Source organism: Actinoallomurus sp. CA-150999, assembly GCF_050942425.1.
In the GTDB taxonomy this organism is placed as follows: Bacteria; Actinomycetota; Actinomycetes; order Streptosporangiales; family Streptosporangiaceae; genus Actinoallomurus.
Genome location: NZ_CP192063.1, coordinates 10,651,311 through 10,672,497 on the forward strand (window position 1 = coordinate 10,651,311; position 21,187 = coordinate 10,672,497).

Consider the following 21,187-nt stretch of genomic DNA (forward strand, 5'->3'; position numbering starts at 1 on the left):
TTCAGCTCGAGACAGGCCCTAAAGCTTCAGCTCGTCCGGGTCAGGACGAAGTCGCAGAGGCCGAGGAACGCCTCCCGCGCGGGCACGTCGGGGAGGGTCAGCAGCTCCGCACGGGCCTCGTCGACCCACCGGCGCAGGTCGGCGCGGGCGCGGTCCATCGCCGGGTGCGCGCGCAGCAGGGCGAGCGCCTCGGCGTGCGCGGCGTCGTCGGTGAGGTCGGCGGACAGCAGCTCGCGCAGGCGGGCATCCTCGTCCGCCGCCGAGCGCAGGACGTGCAGCACCGGCAGCGTACGGATGCCCTCGCGCAGGTCGGTGCCGGGGGTCTTGCCCGACTCCTCCGACTCCGAGGCGATGTCGAGGATGTCGTCGGACAGCTGGAACGCGACCCCGATCTTCTCGCAGGCCGACGTCAGCGTCGTGACGATCTCCGGAGCGGCACCGGCCAGGAGCGAGCCCAGGTGCGCCGACGCGGCGATCAGCGAGCCGGTCTTGCCCGCCACCACCTCGATGTAGTGCTCGAGCGGGTCGGCGCCCTCGGCCGGGCCGGCGGTCTCCTGGATCTGGCCCTGGACCAGCCGGGCGAAGGTGCGCGCCTGGATGCGCACGGCCTCCGGCCCGAGATCGGCCAGCAGGTCGGAGGCGCGGGCGAACAGGAAGTCGCCGATGAGGATGGCGATGGTGTTGTTCCACCGAGAGTTGGCCGACACCTGGCCCCGGCGCATCACCGCCTCGTCCATCACGTCGTCGTGGTAGAGCGTCGCCAGGTGGGTCAGCTCGACCACGACCGCCACCGGGATGACCCCGGACGCGGACGGGTCACCGAACTGGGCGGCGAGCAGCACCAGCATCGGCCGGAACCGCTTGCCGCCCGCGTCGGCGAGGTGCCGCGAGGCGTCGGCGATGAGCGCGTAGTCGCTCCGCACCGCCTCCCGCAGCGCCTCCTCGACATCTGTCAGCCGCCCCTGGACATTCGCTGCGAGTGTGTCATCGACGGCCGGAAGGCCCAGAAGGGCACTACTCACAGACTCTCCCCAGGGGTCAGCGAACGAACAGCTGGTTTGCGGCCGACTGCGCCAGGTGCAGCGCAGGGCCGGGAATCACACCGAGGACCAGAGTAACGAACGCCCCAACTCCGACAGCAGCCGCGGTCGTCGGGCTGAACGCCACGGTCGGCCCGTCCGCCGCCGGGTCGCTGAAGAACATCAGCACGATCACCCGGACGTAGAAGAACGCGGCGATCGAGGAGGACACCACACCGACGATCACGAGCGGCAGCGCGCCGCCGGCGACCGCGGCCTGGAACACCGCGAACTTACCGGTGAACCCGCTGGTCAGCGGGATACCGGCGAACGCGAGCAGGAAGAACGCGAACGTCCCCGCGACGAGCGGCTGGCGCCTGCCGAGCCCCGCCCAGCGAGACAGGTGCCCGGCCTCGCCGCCGGCGTCGCGGACCATCGTGATGACGGCGAAGGCGCCCACGGTCGTGAAGCCGTACGCGGCCAGGTAGAACAGCGTGGCGGACAGGCCCGCCTTGTTGGTCGCGACGACGCCCGTCAGCAGGAAGCCGCCGTGCGCGATCGAGGAGTAGGCGAGCATCCGCTTCACGTCGGTCTGCGTGATCGCGACGACCGCGCCGACCAGCATGGTGAGGATCGCGATGGCCCACATCATCGGCCGCCAGTCCCAACGCAGCGTCTCCAGGCCGACGTAGAACACCCGCAGGACCGCACCGACCGCGGCGACCACGGTGCAGGAGGCCATCAGCGCGGTGATCGCCGTCGGAGCGCCCTGGTACACGTCCGGCTTCCACGCCTGGAACGGCGCGGCGCCGACCTTGAACAGCAGGCCGACCGAGAGCAGCGCGACACCCGCGAGCAGCAGCGGCTCGGTGCCGCTCTGCTTGCTGATCGCCGTCGCGATGTCCGACAGCCGCACCGAGCCGGCGAAGCCGTACAGCAGCGCGGTGCCGTAGAGGAAGAACGCCGAGGAGAACGCGCCCAGCAGGAAGTACTTCACCGCGGCCTCCTGCGAGAGGAGACGGCGGCGCCGCGCGAGGCCGCACAGCAGGTACAGCGGCAGGGACATGACCTCCAGGGCCACGAACATCGTCAGCAGGTCGTTCGACGCCGGGAAGATCAGCATGCCGCCGACGGCGAACAGGACCAGCGGGAAGACCTCGGTCTGCACGAGGCCCGCGACGAGGCTCTCGCGCTCCTCGGGGCTGCCGGGCACCGTGGAGGCCTGCGCCGTGAACGGGCTGGCCTCGTGCGTCCGCTCGGCGATCAGCAGCATCGACATGATGGCGAGGACGAGGATCGTGCCCTGGATGAACAGGGTCGGCCCGTCGACGCCGATCGCGCCCATCGCGGCGACGTGGTGCGGCTGGTCGCCGAGGCCGAGCGCGATCGTCCAGGCGAACGCCGCGACCAGGCCGACCGCCGCGACCAGGACCTGCAGCCCGTACCGCTGGGCGCGGGGCGCGAGGGCCTCGACGAGCACGCCGACGGCCGCCGCCCCGAGCACGATCAGGATCGGGGCGAGCCGCCCGTACTCGATATGGGGCGTTGGAATGTCCCCCGCCGCCAACACCACTGCGCTCACTGGTCGCTCACCCTTCTCACTCGCTCCGCCGCCGGCCTTCGTCGTGCCGGAGGCGCGCAGAAAAACGCTGGTCGGCCGACGACTCCGCTCGCTGCGGCGGCCCCGCTCCGGGTCACTGGTGGCTTCCCTTCTCGGCGATCGTCGGCTTCGGGTCCTGCTGGTGGACCTGGATCAGGGTCTGCTTCACCGACGGGTTGATGACGTCCAGCACCGGCTTCGGGTAGAAGCCGAGCGCGACGATGATCGCGATGATCGGCGCGACGACGATCAGCTCACGCTTTGACAGGTCGCTCATGCCCTTGACCGCCTCGGCGGTCGGGCCGTTCATCGTCCGCTGGTACATCCACAGGATGTAGACGGCGGCCAGGATGATGCCGACCGTCGCGATGACCGCGGGCACCTTGTAGCGGGTGAACGTGCCGACCAGGACCAGGAACTCCGAGACGAAGCTCGACAGACCCGGCAGCGACAGCCCGGACAGACCCGCGACGAGGAAGGTCCCGGCCAGCAGCGGCGCGACCTTCTGCACGCCGCCGTACGCGTCGATCCGCGCCGACCCACGACGGGAGATCATGAACCCGGCGAGCAGGAACAGCGCGCCGGTCGAGAACCCGTGGTTGACCATGTACAGCGTCGCGCCGCTCTGGCCCTGCGTGGTCATCGCGAAGATGCCCAGCGTGATGAAGCCGAAGTGGGAGATCGACGTGTAGGCGATCAGGCGCTTGATGTCGACCTGACCGATCGCGAGGACCGCGCCGTACACGATGCCGATCACCGACAGGGTCAGCACGACCGGCGTGAACCACTTGGCCGCGCCCGGGAACAGCTCCAGGCAGAACCGCAGCATCCCGTACGTGCCGACCTTGTCGAGCACGCCGACGAGCAGCACGGCGGCGCCCGCGGGCGCCTGGCCGGCGGCGTCCGGCAGCCAGGTATGGAACGGCACCAGCGGCGCCTTGATCGCGAAGGCGATGAAGAAGCCGAGGAACAGCCACTTGGCCGTGGTCGGCGCGATGTGGAGGTTCCGCAGTTCCTCGAACAGGAACGTGCCGTGGCCGGCGTTGGCCGACACGACGTACAGGCCGATGACGGCGGCGAGCATCAGCAGACCGCCGAACAGCGAGTACAGCAGGAACTTCACCGCGGCGTACGAGCGCTGCGGCCCGCCGTAGGACCCGATGATGAAGTACACCGGGATCAGCATCGCCTCGAAGAAGACGTAGAAGAGGAAGATGTCGGTCGCCGCGAAGACGCCGATCATCATCGCCTCGAGGCTGAGCAGCAGCGCGAAGTAGGTCTTCACGGACCGCTTCGGCGGGGTGTCGACGCCGCCCGAGCGCTCCGCGTCGTTCCAGGAGGCCAACACGACAAGCGGCACGAGGATCGCCGACAGTGCGATGAGCACGAGCGCGACGCCGTCGACGCCGACGCTGTAGTGCACGCCGAACTGCTTGATCCACCAGTACTTCTCGGTGAACTGGAAGCGCGCGCCGTCCGTCTTGAACTGCACCGCCATGACGATGGTGAGCACCGCCACGACCAGCGTGACGCCGAGGGCGACCTGCTTGGCCAGCAGATCGCGGCCCTTCGGCAGCAGTGCGACCAGCAGCGCCCCGAGAGCGGGTATCGCGATGAGGGCAGTCAGCATGAGGCGACCTTCCGGTGCGGCAGGGAAGTCGTGGCGACCACTAGATCCTCACCAGGAAAAGGGCGCCTACCACGAGTGCGGCACTCCAGCGAGCACGTATTGACAGTGCGTGCGACGCCATGCCGCAAACGGCGTGTCAGTGCGGCAGTCGTGGCCATCACAGCCTCACCAGGAAAAGGGCACCGACCACGAGTGCGGCGCCGATGAACATTGACAGTGCGTACGAGCGGACGAAGCCGGTCTGCACGCGCCGGACCCTCCCGGACGTCCCTCCGATGAGCGCGGCGAGGCCGTTGACGATGCCGTCGACGCCGCGGTTGTCGAAGTAGACGGTGAGGCGGGTCAGCCACTGGCCGGGCCGCATGAACAGCGACTCGTTGAGCGCGTCGCCGTACAGGTCCTTGCGGGCGAAGGTGACCGCGGGGTTGCCCGCCGGGGCGGTGCGCGGGACGGGGCGTCGCAGGTACTGCAGGTACGCGATGCCGATGCCGACCACCATGAGTGCGAACACGATCCCGGTGTACGGCGTGATCAGCTTGTGCGCCGCCTCAGGCTCGCCCACGACCGGCGCGAGGAACTTCGCGAACCGGTCGCCGGCGATCAGGAACGCGCCGCCCGCGATCGAGCCGATCGCCAGCAGCATCAGCGGGACCGTCATCACCTTCGGCGACTCGTGCGGGTGCACGTCCTCGTCCCAGCGCGGCTCGCCGAAGAACGTCATGAACATCACGCGGGACATGTAGTACGCGGTGATGCCGGCGCCGAGCAGTGCGAGCCAGCCGAGGATCTGGCCGGACGTGCCGCCCTTCTCGAAGGCGGCGTCGATGATGCCGTCCTTGGTCCACCAGCCGGACAGGCCGGGGAAGCCGATGATGGCGAGGTAGCCGAGGCCGAACGTCGCGAACGTGATCGGCATGACCTTCCGCAGGCCGCCGTACTTGCGCATGTCGACGTCGTCGTTCATCGCGTGCATGACCGAGCCGGCGCCGAGGAACAGGCCGGCCTTGAAGAAGCCGTGCGCGATGAGGTGCGCGATCGCGAAGACGTAGCCGGCCGGGCCGAGGCCCGCGGCCAGCACCATGTAGCCGATCTGCGACATCGTCGAGCCGGCGAGGGCCTTCTTGATGTCGTCCTTGGCGCAACCGATGAGCGCACCGGCGAGCAGCGTCGCGACGCCGACGATCGTGACGAGCAGCCGCGCGTCCGGCGACAGCTCGAAGATGGCGTGGGAGCGGACGATCAGGTAGACGCCCGCGGTGACCATGGTCGCCGCGTGGATGAGCGCCGACACCGGGGTCGGGCCCTCCATGGCGTCGAGGAGCCAGGACTGCAGCGGCAGCTGGGCGGACTTACCGCACGCGCCGAGCAGGAGCAGTAGGCCGATCGCGGTGATGGTGCCCTGGGACGCCTCCTTGGCGTGCCCGAAGACGTCCTGGAAGCTCAGTGAGCCGAACGTCGCGAACATCACCATGACCGCGACCGAGAGGCCGAAGTCGCCGACCCGGTTGACGATGAACGCCTTCTTGGCCGCCGTGGCCGCGCTCGGCTTGTGCTGCCAGAACCCGATCAGCAGGTACGAGGCGAGACCGACGCCCTCCCAGCCGATGTACAGGCCGACGTAGTTGTCGGCGAGCACGAGCAGCAGCATGGCCGCCACGAACAGGTTCAGGTAGGCGAAGAACCGCCGCCGGTCCGGGTCGTGGCTCATGTAGCCGATCGAGTAGATGTGGATCAGCGAGCCGACGCCTGTGATCAACAGCACGAAGCTGATCGACAGTGGGTCGATCAGCAGGTTCATATTGATCTTCAGGGATCCGGCCGGGATGTACTCGAAGAGGTGCACGAACCGACTGCGCCCCTCGGCCCCCTGGCCCAGCATCTGCAGGAACGCGAGGACACCGACGACGAAGGCCCCGAGGGACATCGCGGTGCCCAGCAGGTGGCCCCACTTGTCGGTGCGGCGCCCGCTCAGCAGCAGGATCGCCGCGCCGGCCAGCGGCAGGGCGATCAACAGCCAGGCGGCGGACTGGACGCCCTCGGCCGCCTGGGGGTGGAGTTCCGGCCCCGCGGCGGCAAGAACAGCGTTCATCGTGGTCATCGAGATGTCCTCAGTACTTCAGCAGGTTGGCGTCGTCGACCGACGAGGACTTCCTGCTCCGGAAGATCGTCATGATGATCGCCAGTCCGACGACGACCTCGGCCGCGGCGACGACCATCACGAAGAACGCGATGATCTGCCCGTCGAGGCTGCCGTGCATGCGGGCGAAGCTCACGAACGCCAGGTTGGTGGCGTTGAGCATGAGCTCGACGCACATGAAGACCACGATGGCGTTGCGGCGGATCAGCACGCCGATCCCGCCGATCGTGAACAGGATGGCGGACAGAACCAGGTAGTGGCCCGTCACTGTTCTTCCTCCTCGACCTCGACCGGCTTGGCGATCACGGCCTTGACCGTCTTGGTCTCCTGCCGGGCGACCGCCTCGGGCGAGGCACCGTGCAGGTCCTCGTGCTCGCCGGTACGGCGCCGGGCGATGACCGGGCTGACCGACAGCTCCGAGATGCTGCCGTCGGGCAGCAGGGCCGGCATGTCGACGGCGTTGTGCCGGGCGTACGTGCCGGGCGGCGGCAGCGGCGAGACGCGGTCGCTCTTGATCCGCTCCTTCGACAGCTGCTTCTGCGTCGGCTTCGGGCGGAGCCGCTCGCGGTGGGCGAGGACCATCGCGCCCAGCGCCGCGGTGATCAGCAGGGCGCTGGTCACCTCGAACGCGAAGACGTACTTGGTGAAGATCAGCCGCGCCAGCCCCATGACGTTGCCGCCGTTGGCGTTGGCGTCCTTCAGGCCGGCCGTCTTCGGCAGCGCCGCGTGGCCGAACCCGACGAACAGCAGGACGGCGAAGCCGATGCCCACGATCGCGGCGGCGATGCGCTGACCCTTGATCGTCTCGACCAGCGAGTCGGTCGAGCTGACACCGATGATCATGACGACGAACAGGAAGAGCATCAGCACCGCGCCGGTGTAGACGATCACCTGCACGAACGCCAGGAACGGCGCCTCGTTCACGGCGTACAGCACCGCGAGCGAGAACATCACCGCCGCCAGCATCAGCGCCGAGTGCACGGCCTTACGCGTGAGGATCATGCCGAGGGCCGCCCCGACCGAGACGACCGCGAGGATCCAGAAGATCGCGCTCTCGCCCGTCTGGTGCGCGCCCGCGGCCGCTACCCCGGTCATTTGGCACCGTCCTTGGAATCGCTCTTGGCGCCGAGGAGGTAGTAGTCCTCTTCGGTCTCGCCGAGACGCATCTCGTGCGGCGGAGCCTCCATGGCCTCGGTCAGCGGCGCGAGCAGCATCTCCTTCGTGTAGATGAGGCTCTCGCGGCTGTCGTCGGCGAGCTCGTACTCGTTGGTCATCGTGAGCGCCCGCGTCGGGCACGCCTCGATGCACAGCCCGCAGAGGATGCACCGCAGGTAGTTGATCTGGTAGACGCGGCCGTAGCGCTCACCCGGGGAGAACCGCTCCTCCTCGGTGTTGTCCGAGCCCTCGACGTAGATCGCGTCCGCCGGGCACGCCCACGCGCACAGCTCGCAGCCGACGCACTTCTCCAGGCCGTCGGGCCAGCGGTTCAGCTGGTGACGGCCGTGGAAGCGCGGCGCCGTGGGCTTCTTGACCTCGGGGTACTCCACCACCTCGGTCTTGCTGAGCATCTGGTGGAAAGCGACGCCGAACCCCTTGATCGGGTTCAGGAAATCAAGCACGGGTGGCCTCCGCAGAGTTGGACGCACGGGCGTTGCCGACGCCGTGGTAGTGCGGCGCGTCGAGCGGTGGCACCGGGAACCCGCCCGCCATCGGGTCGTGCTCCGCCCCGGCCTCGGCCTCCTCCGGCTGCGCCTCGCTCGCCGACGTCCGCTCCCAGACGAACGAGCCGATCAGCAGCAGCACGGCGACCAGGGCGGCGATCAGCATGATCGGCCCGACGTCCTGCTTCTCGTTGCGCAGGGCCCGCACCGCCGACACGAAGAGGATCCAGCCGAGCGAGACCGGGATGAGGACCTTCCAGCCGAGCTTCATCAGCTGGTCGTAGCGGACCCGCGGCAGGGCGGCGCGCAGCCAGATGAAGAAGAAGGTGAACATCCAGATCTTCACCAGGAACCACAGGATCGGCCACCAGCCGGCGTTGGCGCCGGACCAGAACCAGGTGATCGGCCACGGGGCGCGGTAACCGCCGAGGAACAGCGTCACGCACAGCGCCGACAGCGTCGTCATGTTCACGTACTCGGCGAGGTAGAACATCATGAACTTCAGCGACGAGTACTCGGTGTGGTAGCCGGCGACCAGCTCGCCCTCGCCCTCGGGCAGGTCGAACGGGATACGGCCCGACTCCCCCATCATCGTGAAGATGTAGATCACGAACGACGGCAGCAGCAGGATCGCGTACCAGGACGGCGTGTGGAACGTCATCCCGGCGACCTTGAAGGCGCTGCCGTGCGCCTGCGCGGCGACGATCTCCGAGGTGGACAGCGACCCGGCGAACAGGAACACCGCCACGAACGACAGGCCCATCGCGATCTCGTACGAGATCACCTGGGCGCTGGAGCGCAGCCCGCCGAGCAGGGCGTACGGCGACATCGACGACCAGCCGGCGAGGACGAAGCCGTACACGCCGATCGAGGCCATCGCCAGCGGCAGCAGCACCGCGACCGGCAGGTCGGCCAGCTGCAGCGGCGTCTTGTGCCCGCCGATCGAGACGACCCCGCCCCACGGGATGATCGAGAACGACACCATCGCGGGCGCGGCGGCGAGGATCGGCGCGAGGAAGAACACCACCTTGTCCACGCCGCGCGGGACGATGTCCTCCTTCAGCGCGCCCTTGATGCCGTCGAACAGCGCCTGCAGGATGCCGAAGGGGCCGGCGCGGTTCGGGCCGGGCCGCAGCTGCATCCGCCCGATGATCCGGCGTTCCGCCCAGACGGTGATCAGCACCGTCAGCAGCAGGAACACGAAGATCACCAGCGCCTTGAGCCCGATAATCCACCACGGGTCGTGCCCGAAGCTGTTCAGCGTGGCGCCCTCGGCGAGGACGTGGGTGGCGTTCATGCGACGCTCCCGTTCTGGATCTTCACGACCGCCCCGGCCGAAACGCCCAGGTCCCGGTGGACCGCGCAGCCCGGGGAGTTCTCGGGGAGCCAGACCACGCGATCCGGCATGTCGACGATCTCCAGCGGAAGGGTGATCTCGCCGTGCGCCGTGGCCACGGTGACCTTCCCGTCCACTCCGATCTCCTCGGCCGTCGCCGCGCTCAGGCGGGCGACCGGCACCTTCGCGGTGCCCGCGAGGTACGGCTCGCCGTCCTGCATCCGGCCCGCGTCGAGCAGCATCCGCCAGGTGGCCAGCAGCGCCTCGCCCTTGCCCGGGTCCGCGGGAACGGCGGCGGGCACGCTCGGCAGGCTCGGCCGGTCGCCGCGGAACGCGCCGAGGGTGGTGAGCTCGCGGCGGGCCGCCGCCGAGTCCGGCAGGCCCAGGTGGACGTCGAGCTGGTCGGCGATGGCGGCCAGCACCTTCAGGTCCGACATCACGCCGGGGGTCTTGAGCACGACGTCGAACTGGCGGCCGCGGCCCTCCCAGTTGACGAACGTCCCGGCCTTCTGCGTCACCGTCGCCACCGGCAGCACCACGTCGGCGCGGTCGGTGACCGCGCTGACCCGCTGCTCGAGGCTGACGATGAACGGGGTGTTGTCGAGGGCCTCCAGCGCGGCGGCCGGGTCCGGCAGGTCGTGCGGGTCGACGCCGCCGACGAGCAGCGCCTCGATCTCTCCGGCCCGCGCGGCGGCGAGGATGCCCTCGGTGTCGCGGCCCGGCGTCTCCGGCAGCGAGCTCACGGTCCAGGCGCGGGCGACCTCGCCGCGCGCGGCGGCGTCGGTGACCGGACGGCCGATCGGCAGCAGGGTCGGCAGCGCGCCGGCCTCGACGGCGCCGCGCTCACCGGCCCGGCGCGGGATCCACGCGAGGCGGGCGCCGGTGGCCGTGGCCAGGCGGCCGGCGGCCGACAGCGCGCCGGGCACCGACGCGAGCCGCTCGCCGATCAGCACGATCGCGCCCTCGGCCTTGAGCAGCTCGGCCGCGGCCTTGCCCGCGTCGTCCAGACTCGTGCCGGTGATCAGGTCGCCGAGCGTCTCGGCCTCGCCGCCCGGCGCCGTCTTCAGCAGCGTGCCGGACACCTTGCGCAGGCCGCGCGTGGCGAACGGCGCGACGGAGTAGACCTTGAGGCCGTGCTTGCGGGCCGCCTTGCGGAGCCGCAGGAAGACGATCGGCGACTCCTCCTCCGGCTCGAAGCCGGCGAGCAGCACCGCCGGAGCCTGCTCCAGGTCGGCGTAGGACACCGTGATCGGCCGGCCGGCGACGGTCGCGGCCAGGAACTCGGCCTCCTCACCCGAATGCGCGCGGGCACGGAAGTCGATGTCGTTCGTGCCGAGCGCGATGCGGGCGAACTTGCTGTACGCGTAGGCGTCTTCCAGCGTCACCCGGCCGCCGGTCAGCACGCCCGCCTTGCCGCGGGCGCGGGCCAGGCCCTCGGCGGCGACGCTCAGCGCCTCCGGCCAGGACGCCGGCTCCAGCACGCCGTCCTCGTTACGGATCAGCGGGTGGGTGAGGCGGTCGGCCTGGGTGGCGTACGTGAACGCCCACCGGCCCTTGTCGCAGTTCCACTCCTCGTTGACCTGCGGGTCGTCACCGGCCAGCCGGCGCGTCACCTTGCCGCGCCGGTGGTCGGTGCGCTGGGCGCAGCCGGAGGCGCAGTGCTCGCAGACGCTCGGCGTCGACACCAGGTCGAACGGCCGGGAGCGGAAGCGGTACGCCGCGCCGGTCAGCGCGCCGACCGGGCAGATCTGCACCGTGTTGCCGGAGAAGTACGACTGGAACGGCTCGTCGGTCGCCGCGCCGACCTGCTCCTTGGCGCCGCGCTCGAACAGGTCGATGAACGCGTCGCCGGCGATCTGGTCGGAGAATCGGGTGCAGCGGGCGCACTGGATGCACCGCTCGCGGTCCAGCAGCACCTCGGTGGACAGCGCGACCGGCTTCGGGAACGTCCGCTTCGTCTCGACGAACCGGGACTCGCCGCGGCCGTTGGACATCGCCTGGTTCTGCAGCGGGCACTCGCCGCCCTTGTCGCAGATCGGGCAGTCCAGCGGGTGGTTGATGAGCAGCAGCTCCATCACGCCGTGCTGGGCCTTGTCCGCCACCGGCGAGGTGAGCTGGGTCTGGATCACCATGCCCGGCATGACCGTGGTGGTGCAGGACGCCTGCGGCTTGGGCATCGGCCGCCCGTTGCCGGCGTCCGGGATCTCCACCAGGCACTGGCGGCAGGCGCCGACGGGGTCGAGCAGCGGGTGGTCGCAGAACCGCGGGATCTGGATGCCGAGCAGCTCGGCGGCCCGGATGATCAGCGTGCCCTTCGGAACACTGATCTCGAAGCCGTCGATCGTGACGGAGATCAGGTCCTCGCGCTTCTCGACCCCGGTGCTGTCCGTGACGGTCACTTTCCACCTGCCCACGCGGTCGAGGCGGCCCGGTCGAAGGGACAGCCGCCCTGTTCGAAGTGCTGGATGTACTCGTCGCGGAAGTACTGGATCGACGAGGTCACCGGGCTGGTCGCGCCGTCGCCGAGCGCGCAGAACGACCGGCCGAGGATGTTGTCCGACAGGTCGAGGAGGGTGTCGAGGTCCTTCTCGCTGCCCTCGCCCTTCTCCAGGCGCTTGAGCATCTGCTTGTACCAGTAGGTGCCCTCGCGGCACGGCGTGCACTTACCGCACGACTCGTGCGCGTAGAACTCGCTCCAGCGCAGCACCGCCCGGACGACGCAGGTCGTCTCGTCGAAGAGCTGCAGCGCCCGGGTGCCGAGCATGGAGCCCGCCGCGCCGACCGACTCGAAGTCCAGCGGCACGTCGAGGTGCTCGTCGGTGAAGAGCGGCGTGGAGGAGCCGCCCGGCGTCCAGAACTTCAGCCGGTGGCCGTTCCGGATGCCGCCCGCCATGTCGAGCAGCTCGCGGAGCGTGATGCCCAGCGGCGCCTCGTACTGACCCGGCCGGGTCACGTGGCCGGACAGGCTGAAGATGCCGAAGCCCTTGGACTTCTCGGTGCCCATCGCGGCGAACCAGTCGGCCCCGTTCGCGACGATGCCGGGAACGCTGGCGATCGACTCGACGTTGTTGATCACGGTGGGGCCGCCGTACAGGCCGGCCACCGCTGGGAAGGGAGGCTTGAGCCGGGGTTGGCCGCGGAATCCCTCGAGGGAGTCGAGCAGCGCCGTCTCCTCGCCGCAGATGTACGCGCCGGCGCCGGAGTGGACGACGAGCTCCAGGTCGAAGCCGGAGCCGAGGATGTTCTTACCGAGGTAGCCCGCCTCGTACGCGTCGGCGACCGCCTGCTGGAGGCGGCGGATGACGTGCAGGACCTCACCGCGCACGTAGATGAAGGCGTGGTTCGCGCGGATCGCGAACGAGCTGATGATGATGCCCTCGATCAGCACGTGCGGGTTGGCCATCATCAGCGGGATGTCCTTGCACGTGCCCGGCTCGGACTCGTCCGCGTTGACGACCAGGTAGTGCGGCTTGCCGTCGCCCTGCGGGATGAAGCCCCACTTCAGGCCGGTCGGGAAGCCCGCGCCGCCACGGCCGCGCAGGCCGGAGTCCTTCACCGCCTGGATGAGGTCGTCCGGGTTCGTGCCCAGGGCCGTGCGGAACGCCTGGTACCCACCGGCGTTCTCGTACCCGCGCAGGGTGAACGAGTCGGCCTGGTCCCAGGTCTTCGTCAGGATCGGGGTCAGAGTGGTCATTTGGTCTCCTGCTCGGGCTCAGGAGCGGTCCAGCCGTTGCGCTTGGCCAGCTCCAGGCCGACCAGCGACTCCGGACCGGCCTGCACGCCCTCTCCGGCGCGGCCGTCGTTGAAGCCCGCGAGCACCCGCGACGCCTGCTTCCAGCTGCACACCGAGCCCGGACCGCGGGTCGGGGCGACCGCCTTGCCGGCGCGCAGGTCGTCGACGAGCTGCTTGGCCTTCTCCGGCGTCATGTCGTCGAAGAACTCCCAGTTGACCATCACCACGGGGGCGAAGTCGCAGGCGGCGTTGCACTCGATCCGCTCGAGGCTGACCTTGCCGTCCTCGGTCGCCTCGTCGTGACCGACGCCGACGTGCTCGGACAGCTCCTCCCAGATCTGGTCGCCGCCCATGACCGCGCACAGCGTGTTGATGCAGACGCCGACGTGGTAGTCGCCGACCGGCTCCCGCTTGTACTGGGTGTAGAACGTCGCGACGCCGGTGACCTGCGCGGGCGTGATGCCCAGCGTGTCGGCGCAGAACTGGATGCCGTCGTCGCTGACGTACCCGACCTCGGACTGCACCAGGTGCAGCATCGGCAGCAGCGCAGACCGCGGCTTCGGGTAGCGGGCGATGATCTCTTTCGCGTCGCGCTCGAGCCGCTCCAGCACGTCTGGCTCAAGGCTCATCGGTCGACTCCCCCCATCACCGGGTCGATACTGGCCACCGCGGCGATGATGTCGGCGACCTGGCCGCCCTCGGACATCGCCGGGGCCGCCTGCAGGTTGGTGAACGACGGGTCGCGGAAGTGCACGCGGTACGGGCGGGTGCCGCCGTCGCTGACCGCGTGACAGCCGAGCTCGCCGCGCGGCGACTCCACCGCGGCGTACACCTGGCCGGCCGGCACGCGGAATCCCTCGGTCACCAGCTTGAAGTGGTGGATGAGGGCCTCCATCGACTGGCCCATGATGTGCGCGATGTGGTTCGGCGAGTTGCCCATGCCGTCGGGCCCCAGCGCGAGCTGCGCCGGCCAGCCGATCTTCTTGTCCTCGATCATCACCGGGCCGGACTTGGCGGAGCCGGAGCTCAGCCGGTCGAGGCACTGCTCGATGATCTTCAGGGACTCTTCCATCTCCGCCATGCGGACGAGGTAGCGGCCGTACACGTCGCAGGTGTCCACGGTCGGCACGTCGAACTCGTACGTCTCGTAACCGCAGTACGGCTGGGTCTTGCGCAGGTCCCACGGCAGGCCCGCCGCGCGCAGGACCGGGCCGGTGACGCCGAGCGCCATGCAGCCGGTCAGGTCGAGGTAGGCGATGTCCTTCGTCCGCGCCACGAACACCGGGTTCGCGTCGAGGAGCTTGCGCAGCTGCTTGAGCCGACCCTTCTCCCGCTTGACGAAGTCACCGATCTTGTCGATCGCGCCCGGCGGGAGGTCCTGCGCGACGCCGCCCGGCCGGATGTAGGCCATGTTCATGCGCAGGCCCGCGACCATCTCGAAGATGTCCAGGGCGTACTCGCGCTCGATGAACCCGTTGAGCATGACGGTGGTCGCACCGAGCTCCAGGCCGAACGTCGCGATCGCGACCAGGTGCGAGGAGATCCGGTTGACCTCCATCATCATCACCCGGATGACCTGTGCCCGCTCCGGGATGTCATCGGTGACGCCGAGCAGCTTCTCCACCGCGAGGCAGTACGACGCCTCGTTGAACAGCGGCGCGAGGTAGTCCATGCGGGTGCAGAACGTGGTCCCCTGGGTCCACGTCCGGTACTCCATGTTCTTCTCGATACCGGTGTGGAGGTAGCCGATGCCCAGCCGGGCCTCGTCGACCGTCTCGCCGTCGAGCGTCAGGATGAGCCGGAGCACGCCGTGCGTCGACGGGTGCTGCGGACCCATGTTGACGACCATGCGGTCCTCGTCGCCGGACGCCGCGGCGTCGACGATCTGGTCCCAGTCCTCGCCGCCCACGTTGTAGACGGTGCCCTCGGTCGCCTCGCCCGTGCCGTAGGCGTCGTAATCCGTGGCCGTCATACGTACGACCTCCTCTCGTCGGGCGGAGGCACCTTCGCCCCGCGGTACTCGACGGGGATGCCGCCGAGGGGGTAGTCCTTGCGCTGCGGGTGGCCCTGCCAGTCGTCCGGCATCATGATCCGCGTCAGCGCCGGGTGGCCGTCGAAGACGATCCCGAAGAAGTCGAACGTCTCGCGCTCGTGCCAGTCGTTGGTCGGGTAGACCGCGACCAACGACGGGACGTGCGGGTCGGCGTCGGGGGCGGTGACCTCGAGCCGGACGCGCCGGTTGTGGGTCATCGACAGCAGCGGGTAGACCGCGTGCAGCTCCGCGCCGGTCTCGGCCGGGTAGTGCACGCCGGAGACGCCGGTGCACAGCTCGAAGCGCAGCTTCGGGTCGTCGCGCAGGGTCTGGGCGACCGCGACCAGGTGCTCGCGGCGGACGACGAGCGTCAGCTCGCCCCGGTCCACGACGACCCGCTCGATCGCCTCGCCGAACTCGGGGTAGGCCCGCTCGAGCTCGTTCGCGATCTCGTCGAACTCGCCCTCGGCGCCGGTCGTGCGGGGACCGCCGTACGGGCGCGGGCTGGAGACCTTCGGTGCCTGCCGGACGACGAGCTTGCCGTACCCGGAGGTGTCACCGGTGGTCTTCGCGCCGAACATGCCCGTGCGGGCGATCGGCTGCTCGCGCCGTTCTTCCTCGGCCTGCGCGGGCAGCTGGTCGGCGGCCTGCTCGGCCTGCTGCTCGGGGTGTTGAGACGTCACAAGACCACCTCGGGCTGGTCCAGGAGGGGCAGCTGCCGGAGCTTGGCCTTCTCGAGCTCCTCGATCTCCCGCTTGCGGTGCACGCCCATCTTGGTGTTCTGGATCTTGTCGTGCAGCTTGAGGATCGCGTCGAGCAGCATCTCCGGGCGCGGCGGGCAGCCGGGCAGGTAGATGTCGACCGGGACGATGTGGTCGACGCCCTGGACGATCGCGTAGTTGTTGAACATGCCGCCGGAGGAGGCGCACACGCCCATCGCGATGACCCACTTCGGCGAGGCCATCTGGTCGTAGATCTGCCGGAGCACGGGGGCCATCTTCTGGCTCACCCGGCCGGCGACGATCATCAGGTCGGCCTGCCGCGGCGAGCCCGAGGCGCGCTCCATGCCCCATCGGGAGAAGTCGTGGCGCGGGTCGCCCGTCGCCATCATCTCGATGGCGCAGCAGGCGAGGCCGAACGTCGCCGGCCACACCGAGCTCTTGCGCGCCAGCCCGATGACCTGCTCGACCGAGGTCAGCAGGACACCGGCGGGGAGTTTCTCTTCAAGACCCATTGTCAGTCCCACTCCAGACCACCGCGACGCCACACGTAGGCGTACGCGATGAGGACGGTGACGATGAAGAGCACCATTTCGACGAGACCGAACAGCCCCATGTGGTCGAAGGCGACCGCCCAGGGGTAGAGAAAGATGATCTCGATGTCGAAGACGATGAACAGCATCGCCGTCAGGTAGTACTTCACCGGGAAGCGGCCGCCGCCGACCGGCTGCGGTGTCGGTTCGATACCGCATTCGTACGCCTCGAGCCGGGCGCGGTTCCAGCGCTTGGGCCCCGTGAAGGACCCCATGACCACCGAGCCGACGGCGAACAGCAGCGCGAGTGCGCCCAGTACGACAATAGGAACGTAGAGGTTCAAATCCCTACACCCCCCTCTCGGTGAGTGCCTTCGAACACGCCTCCGGCGCTGTGAAAATCCTAGGCAACGCGATCATCACTTCTTCTCTCGGGGTCTCACGCCGCCGGCGCCATCTTCGACATCGCGTTGATGACCCGGTCCATCGCGTCGCCGCCCCGCGGATCCGTCAGGTTGGCGAGCAGCTTCAGCGTGAACCGCATCAGCGTCGGGTGCGGCAGGCCGTGACGTGTCGCGAACTTCATGACGCGCGGATCACCGATCGCCTTCACGAAGATCCGCCCGATCGTGTAGTAGCCGCCATAGGTCTCCTTCAGCACGCGCGGGTAGTCGTGCAGGGCACGCTCGCGCTGCGCGGCGGTGGGCCGGCCCAGCGCCTGGGCGATGATCTCGGCCGCCATCTCCCCGGACTCCATCGCGTACGCGATGCCCTCGCCGTTGAACGGGTTGATCATCCCGCCGGCGTCGCCGACCAGCACGAGGCCGCGCGTGTAGTGCGGCGTCCGGTTGAAGCCCATCGGCAGGGCCGCGCCGCGCACCGGGCCGGTGGCGTTGTCCTCCTGGTAGCCCCACTCCTCCGGCATCCCGGCGAGCCAGCTCTTCAGGAGGGCGCGGTAGTCGACGTTCTTGAACGCGTCGCTCGTGTTGAGCAGGCCGAGCCCGACGTTGGAGGTGCCGTCGCCAACGCCGAAGATCCAGCCGTAGCCGGGCAGCAGCCGGTCGCCGTCCCACAGCTCCAGCCAGGACTCGAGGTAGTCGTCGTCGTGGCGTGGGCTCGTGTAGTAGCGCCGAACCGCCACGCCGATCGGCCGGTCGTCGCGCTTGCGCAGCCCCATGGCGAGCGACAGCCGGGTGGAGTTGCCGTCGGCGGCGACGACGAGCGGCGCCTTGAACGTGACCTCGCCGTCGTCGGTCTTGGCGACGACGCCGGTGATCCGGCCCGTGCGGTCGTCGAGGACCGGGCCGGTCACGTTGGTGTTCATGCGGAGCTTGACTCCGGCGGCGACGGCGCGCTCGGCGAGGATCTCGTCGAAGTCCATGCGGGTGCGGACCAGGCCGTAGTCGGGATAGCTCGCCAGGTCGGGCCAGGGCAGCTCCAGGCGGGTGCCGCCGCCGATGATCCGCAGGCCCTTGTTCCGGATCCAGCCGGGCGCGTCGAGATCGACGCCCATCTTGATCAGCTGCTTGACCGCACGCGGGGTCAGGCCGTCACCGCACACCTTCTCGCGCGGGAACGTCGTCTTCTCCAGCAGGAGGACGTTCAGGCCCGTCTGGGCCAGGTGATAGGCCGTGGTCGAGCCCGCCGGGCCGGCGCCGACGACGATGACGTCGGCCTCGGTCTCGGTGTTCTGCTGCGGTACGGCCACTGGCTCGGTCACGAGAATCCTTCGGGTGCACGGTTTCGGTTGTGCCGCCCCGGATCGGGGCGATGCCGCGACGGATCGTACGGGGCTGCGTGGAGCCGGGTGCGACCCGGGGTGCGTCTGGCTCTCTTGTTCTTTTGTGAAGCACTTCACAAGCGGCTTACACCGTGAGTGTAAACCTTGCGTGACATTCCTTGGGAACCACGCGCGCGGCCCGATCGTACGCGCCCTCCCGCATGCGGCGTTAACCGAGGGCTTGCGTACGCTTACCGTTCATGACACGGGCATCCCTGGATAAGCGACCGGCCGATGTCGCGGCGATGTTCGACCGCACCGCCGCGCGATACGACCTGCTCAACGACCTGATGACCGGCGGCCTGGACCGGCTGTGGCGCCGTGAGGTCGTCAAGGCCCTGGACGTACGGGCCGGTGAGCGGGTCCTCGACCTGGCGGCCGGCACCGGCACCTCCTCGGTGCCGTTCGCGCAGGTGGGCGCGCACACCGTCGCCTGCGACTTCTCCCTCGGCATGCTGCAGGAGGGCATGCGCCGCAACGGCTCGGCGGGCCTGCGGTTCGTCGCCGGAGACGCGCTGCGGCTGCCGTTCGCCGATTCGTCGTTCGACGCCGTGACCATCTCGTTCGGGATCCGTAACGTCAGCGACACCGTTCAGGCACTCGCGGACATGCGCCGGGTGACGAAGCCGGGCGGGCGGCTGGTCGTCTGTGAGGTCAGCCGGCCGCCGAACCCGGTGATCCGGACCATGCACGGCCTGCACCTGAAGGTCGGCCTGCCGCTGATGGCCAAGGTCAGCTCGAACCCGGACTCCTACCACTACCTGGCGGAGTCGACGGCGGCCTGGCACGACCAGGCGGCGTTCGCCCGGCTGATCCAGGAGGCCGGCTGGACCTCGGTGCGCTGGCGCAACCTCACCTTCGGCGCCGTCGCCCTCCACCACGCCGTACGCGCGTAGGTCAGGAGGCGGACTCGGGGCCGTTCGGCGCGGGCTTCCGGGCGCTCGACAGCTCCGGGCCGTCGTCGCGTCGCTCGGCGGGGCCCGGCTCAGGCGAGGCGGCGGGCTCCGGGTCGTCGTCGTCCTCGCGGGCCGCGCCGGCGGCGAGGTTCTCCCGCATCCGGGCGGCACGACGGGTCACGGAGGTCGAGACGGCGTCGCGCTGCCGGGACAGCAGCACGAAGCTGACGATGCCGCTGATCAGGACCGCCAGCGCGAGCAGCAGGAAGCCACGTGCCCCGACGAGGAAGAGCACTCCGGCGGTCGCGCCGAACAGCGCCAGCCGGGCAAGGGTGTAAAGAAGTACGGAACGCATGACCTTCTGAGAGTATCCCCACCCGCCGAAGGTCCGTCCGGGGCCCGGCCCGCCGGGCACCCGGACCCGCATTACTCCTGGCCACCGGCCTCCGGACCCGCGTCACCCCGGGCCACCAGCCTCCAGACCCATGTCGCCCCCGCGACGTCGGGCTCCGGACCCTGGCCACCGGCCTACGGGCCCACGTGACCCCGCGACGGCGGCCCCGGGACGAGACGTCACTCGGTCCCGGGCGGCTCCTCAGCGAGGATCTCGGCGTACAGCTTCGGGTCGACGTTGCCGCCGGAGACGACGGCGACGTGACGCTGGGGGCGGCCCGCGTGGTGACGGCCCCGGGAGGCGGTCGACACGAGGTGCCCGGCGGTCGCGACCGCCCCACCCGGCTCGGCGACCAGGCCCGCGCGGCGGGCGAGCAGCCGCATCGCCTCCCGGATCTCGTCCTCGCCGACGGTGATGATGTCGTCGACGTACGCGCGCAGGTGCTCGAAGGGCAGTTCGCCGACGCGCTCGACGCGCAGGGCGTCGGCGATCGTACGGCCGGTCTCGGTGGCCGGCCAGCCGATCCGCTGGCCGGCCAGGAAGGACGCCTTCGCGTCGGCGGCCAGCTCCGGCTCCACGCCGATGACCTTGGTCTCGGGTCGCTTCGCCTTGATCGCCGCGGCGATGCCGGAGATCAGTCCCCCGCCGCTGATGGGCACGAAGACCGCGTCCACCTCGGGTTCGTCCTCGAGGATCTCCAGGCCGATCGTGCCCTGCCCGGCGATGATCCGGCGGTCGTCGAACGGCGGGATGAGCGCGTACCCGTGGGCGGCGGCCAGCCGATCGGCCGTCTCGACGCGGGCCTCGATGGTCGGCTCGACGAAGACGATCTCCGCACCGAGCAGGCGGCAGGCGTCGACCTTCACCGCGGGAACCGTGTGCGGCATCACCAGGACGGCCGGGATGCCGAGGACGTTCGCGGCGTACGCGACGGCCTGCGCGTGGTTGCCGCTGGAGTGCGCGATGACGCCGCTCTTCCGCTCCTCCTCGGGGAGCGCGCTGATCGCGGCGTACGCGCCGCGGAGCTTGAAGGAGCCGACCGGCTGCAGCGACTCGGCCTTCAGCAGGAGAGGAGCGGAGGGCGCCGTACCGCGAAGCGGCACCAAGGGGGTGCGGACGGCGACGCCGGACAGCCGCCGAGCGGCGTCCTCGATCTCCTCCAAAGTCACAAGATCGGGCATATCGATCACCCTACGGGGAGTGAACGGGTCGCCGCGCACCGGTCGTCGTCTCACCCCGAGACGGTGATCATCTCACCGTCGGGCTGCCGTCATCTCACGGTAAGACCGGTGCCATCCGGCCGTCTGCCGGGTAGCGCCCCGCGGAAGTCGAAACTGGCCGGTCACATGTAGTCATTACTGCATGTCACAAAACTACGTAGCGTGATCTTTTCCGAAAACAAGGGAGAAATCGGTCTTGACACGGCAGACTGAGAAACAGTCCACCCGCGACGAGAGCGGGACAAAGGGGGAGAGAAAACGTGGAGAGTACGAGCGAGCGCCTGCTGACCCCGGGTGAGGTCGCCGCCCTGTTCCGGGTCGACCCGAAAACTGTCACGCGCTGGGCCGCGGCAGGCCGGATCAGCAGCATCCGGACTCCGGGAGGCCACCGCCGTTTCCGGGAATCCGAGGTGCACGCCCTTCTGAGGGGCGAGGAGCCGGTCGAGGCCTCCGTACGCAGCGAACTGAGCCGCTAGACGCGCGACCGACGGCGACCG

The 21,187-nt window shown here is 69.6% G+C and carries 20 protein-coding genes; 2 read left to right on the forward strand and 18 right to left on the reverse strand.

Annotated elements, in window-relative coordinates:
* Positions 1–26: 26 nt before the first annotated feature.
* The 16 genes from ACQP2O_RS49180 to ACQP2O_RS49255 all read right to left on the reverse strand — a co-directional run bounded on the left by ACQP2O_RS49180 (position 27) and on the right by ACQP2O_RS49255 (position 18,120).
* The gene (locus ACQP2O_RS49180; RefSeq protein WP_433176691.1) at positions 27–1,022 is read right to left on the reverse strand and encodes a polyprenyl synthetase family protein; all 996 of its coding nucleotides are present in this window, start codon (positions 1,020–1,022) and stop codon (positions 27–29) included.
* A 16-nt stretch (positions 1,023–1,038) separates the two neighbouring features.
* A complete protein-coding gene (gene nuoN, locus ACQP2O_RS49185; protein ID WP_433176693.1) occupies positions 1,039–2,601 on the reverse strand; it encodes an NADH-quinone oxidoreductase subunit NuoN in 1,563 nt (520 codons plus the stop codon).
* A 112-nt stretch (positions 2,602–2,713) separates the two neighbouring features.
* Positions 2,714–4,249: an NADH-quinone oxidoreductase subunit M gene (locus ACQP2O_RS49190; protein ID WP_433176695.1), complete on the reverse strand. Its 1,536-nt coding sequence runs from the start codon at positions 4,247–4,249 to the stop codon at positions 2,714–2,716.
* A 157-nt stretch (positions 4,250–4,406) separates the two neighbouring features.
* Complete coding sequence (nuoL, locus tag ACQP2O_RS49195; RefSeq protein ID WP_433191422.1) at positions 4,407–6,338, reverse strand: NADH-quinone oxidoreductase subunit L; 1,932 nt, start codon at positions 6,336–6,338, stop codon at positions 4,407–4,409.
* Between the two features lie 19 nt (positions 6,339–6,357).
* A complete protein-coding gene (gene nuoK, locus ACQP2O_RS49200) occupies positions 6,358–6,654 on the reverse strand; it encodes an NADH-quinone oxidoreductase subunit NuoK (protein ID WP_252779706.1) in 297 nt (98 codons plus the stop codon).
* On the reverse strand, positions 6,651–7,481 hold the full coding sequence (locus tag ACQP2O_RS49205) for an NADH-quinone oxidoreductase subunit J (RefSeq protein WP_433176697.1): 831 nt from the start codon (positions 7,479–7,481) through the stop codon (positions 6,651–6,653). Before ACQP2O_RS49205 ends, nuoK begins: the two co-directional genes overlap by 4 nt.
* Entirely contained in the window at positions 7,478–8,005 is a 528-nt protein-coding gene (gene nuoI, locus ACQP2O_RS49210) for an NADH-quinone oxidoreductase subunit NuoI (protein WP_433176699.1), read from the reverse strand. The genes ACQP2O_RS49205 and nuoI overlap by 4 nt, the downstream gene beginning before the upstream one ends.
* Entirely contained in the window at positions 7,998–9,344 is a 1,347-nt protein-coding gene (gene nuoH / locus ACQP2O_RS49215; protein WP_433176701.1) for an NADH-quinone oxidoreductase subunit NuoH, read from the reverse strand. Before nuoH ends, nuoI begins: the two co-directional genes overlap by 8 nt.
* Entirely contained in the window at positions 9,341–11,782 is a 2,442-nt protein-coding gene (locus ACQP2O_RS49220) for an NADH-quinone oxidoreductase subunit G (RefSeq protein ID WP_433176703.1), read from the reverse strand. The genes nuoH and ACQP2O_RS49220 overlap by 4 nt, the downstream gene beginning before the upstream one ends.
* Positions 11,779–13,077 (reverse strand): NADH-quinone oxidoreductase subunit NuoF, encoded by a 1,299-nt coding sequence (gene nuoF / locus ACQP2O_RS49225; RefSeq protein WP_433176705.1) that lies wholly within the window; start codon positions 13,075–13,077, stop codon positions 11,779–11,781. The genes ACQP2O_RS49220 and nuoF overlap by 4 nt, the downstream gene beginning before the upstream one ends.
* A complete protein-coding gene (gene nuoE / locus ACQP2O_RS49230) occupies positions 13,074–13,745 on the reverse strand; it encodes an NADH-quinone oxidoreductase subunit NuoE (RefSeq protein WP_433176707.1) in 672 nt (223 codons plus the stop codon). The genes nuoF and nuoE overlap by 4 nt, the downstream gene beginning before the upstream one ends.
* Positions 13,742–15,088, reverse strand: a complete 1,347-nt coding sequence (locus tag ACQP2O_RS49235) for an NADH-quinone oxidoreductase subunit D (RefSeq protein ID WP_433176709.1) — start codon at positions 15,086–15,088, stop codon at positions 13,742–13,744. Before ACQP2O_RS49235 ends, nuoE begins: the two co-directional genes overlap by 4 nt.
* Positions 15,085–15,831 carry an NADH-quinone oxidoreductase subunit C gene (locus ACQP2O_RS49240; protein ID WP_433176711.1) on the reverse strand — a complete coding sequence of 249 codons (747 nt, stop codon included), beginning with the start codon at positions 15,829–15,831 and terminating at the stop codon, positions 15,085–15,087. The genes ACQP2O_RS49235 and ACQP2O_RS49240 overlap by 4 nt, the downstream gene beginning before the upstream one ends.
* A complete protein-coding gene (locus tag ACQP2O_RS49245; protein ID WP_433176713.1) occupies positions 15,828–16,382 on the reverse strand; it encodes a NuoB/complex I 20 kDa subunit family protein in 555 nt (184 codons plus the stop codon). Before ACQP2O_RS49245 ends, ACQP2O_RS49240 begins: the two co-directional genes overlap by 4 nt.
* A gap of 2 nt (positions 16,383–16,384) precedes the next feature.
* Positions 16,385–16,744 (reverse strand): NADH-quinone oxidoreductase subunit A, encoded by a 360-nt coding sequence (locus tag ACQP2O_RS49250; protein WP_345352310.1) that lies wholly within the window; start codon positions 16,742–16,744, stop codon positions 16,385–16,387.
* A 95-nt stretch (positions 16,745–16,839) separates the two neighbouring features.
* Entirely contained in the window at positions 16,840–18,120 is a 1,281-nt protein-coding gene (locus ACQP2O_RS49255; RefSeq protein WP_433176716.1) for a geranylgeranyl reductase family protein, read from the reverse strand.
* Positions 18,121–18,380: 260 nt separating this feature from the next.
* Here ACQP2O_RS49255 and ACQP2O_RS49260 point away from each other — a divergent pair, with 260 nt between their 5' ends.
* Positions 18,381–19,076, forward strand: coding sequence for a demethylmenaquinone methyltransferase (locus tag ACQP2O_RS49260; protein WP_433176718.1), 696 nt, complete (start codon positions 18,381–18,383; stop codon positions 19,074–19,076).
* 1 nt (position 19,077) lies between these two features.
* On the opposite strand, the gene ACQP2O_RS49265 is transcribed toward ACQP2O_RS49260, so the two are convergent.
* Positions 19,078–19,431: a DUF4229 domain-containing protein gene (locus ACQP2O_RS49265; RefSeq protein WP_433176720.1), complete on the reverse strand. Its 354-nt coding sequence runs from the start codon at positions 19,429–19,431 to the stop codon at positions 19,078–19,080.
* 218 nt (positions 19,432–19,649) lie between these two features.
* A complete protein-coding gene (locus tag ACQP2O_RS49270) occupies positions 19,650–20,651 on the reverse strand; it encodes a threonine ammonia-lyase (RefSeq protein WP_433176722.1) in 1,002 nt (333 codons plus the stop codon).
* 299 nt (positions 20,652–20,950) lie between these two features.
* On the opposite strand from ACQP2O_RS49270, the gene ACQP2O_RS49275 reads away from it, so the two are divergent.
* A complete protein-coding gene (locus tag ACQP2O_RS49275; protein WP_252840677.1) occupies positions 20,951–21,166 on the forward strand; it encodes a BldC family transcriptional regulator in 216 nt (71 codons plus the stop codon).
* Positions 21,167–21,187 lie beyond the last annotated feature (21 nt).

Bases quoted from the DNA above. Each gene is read 5' to 3' on its own strand.
- ACQP2O_RS49205 (WP_433176697.1), bottom strand. From the start codon at position 7,481: ATGACCGGGGTAGCGGCCGCGGGCGCGCACCAGACGGGCGAGAGCGCG.
- ACQP2O_RS49260 (WP_433176718.1), top strand. From the start codon at position 18,381: ATGACACGGGCATCCCTGGATAAGCGACCGGCCGATGTCGCGGCGATG.
- ACQP2O_RS49270 (WP_433176722.1), bottom strand. From the start codon at position 20,651: ATGCCCGATCTTGTGACTTTGGAGGAGATCGAGGACGCCGCTCGGCGG.
- nuoL (WP_433191422.1), bottom strand. From the start codon at position 6,338: ATGAACGCTGTTCTTGCCGCCGCGGGGCCGGAACTCCACCCCCAGGCG.
- ACQP2O_RS49190 (WP_433176695.1), bottom strand. From the start codon at position 4,249: ATGCTGACTGCCCTCATCGCGATACCCGCTCTCGGGGCGCTGCTGGTC.
- nuoF (WP_433176705.1), bottom strand. From the start codon at position 13,077: ATGACCACTCTGACCCCGATCCTGACGAAGACCTGGGACCAGGCCGAC.
- nuoH (WP_433176701.1), bottom strand. From the start codon at position 9,344: ATGAACGCCACCCACGTCCTCGCCGAGGGCGCCACGCTGAACAGCTTC.
- ACQP2O_RS49265 (WP_433176720.1), bottom strand. From the start codon at position 19,431: ATGCGTTCCGTACTTCTTTACACCCTTGCCCGGCTGGCGCTGTTCGGC.
- ACQP2O_RS49245 (WP_433176713.1), bottom strand. From the start codon at position 16,382: ATGGGTCTTGAAGAGAAACTCCCCGCCGGTGTCCTGCTGACCTCGGTC.
- nuoE (WP_433176707.1), bottom strand. From the start codon at position 13,745: ATGAGCCTTGAGCCAGACGTGCTGGAGCGGCTCGAGCGCGACGCGAAA.
- ACQP2O_RS49235 (WP_433176709.1), bottom strand. From the start codon at position 15,088: ATGACGGCCACGGATTACGACGCCTACGGCACGGGCGAGGCGACCGAG.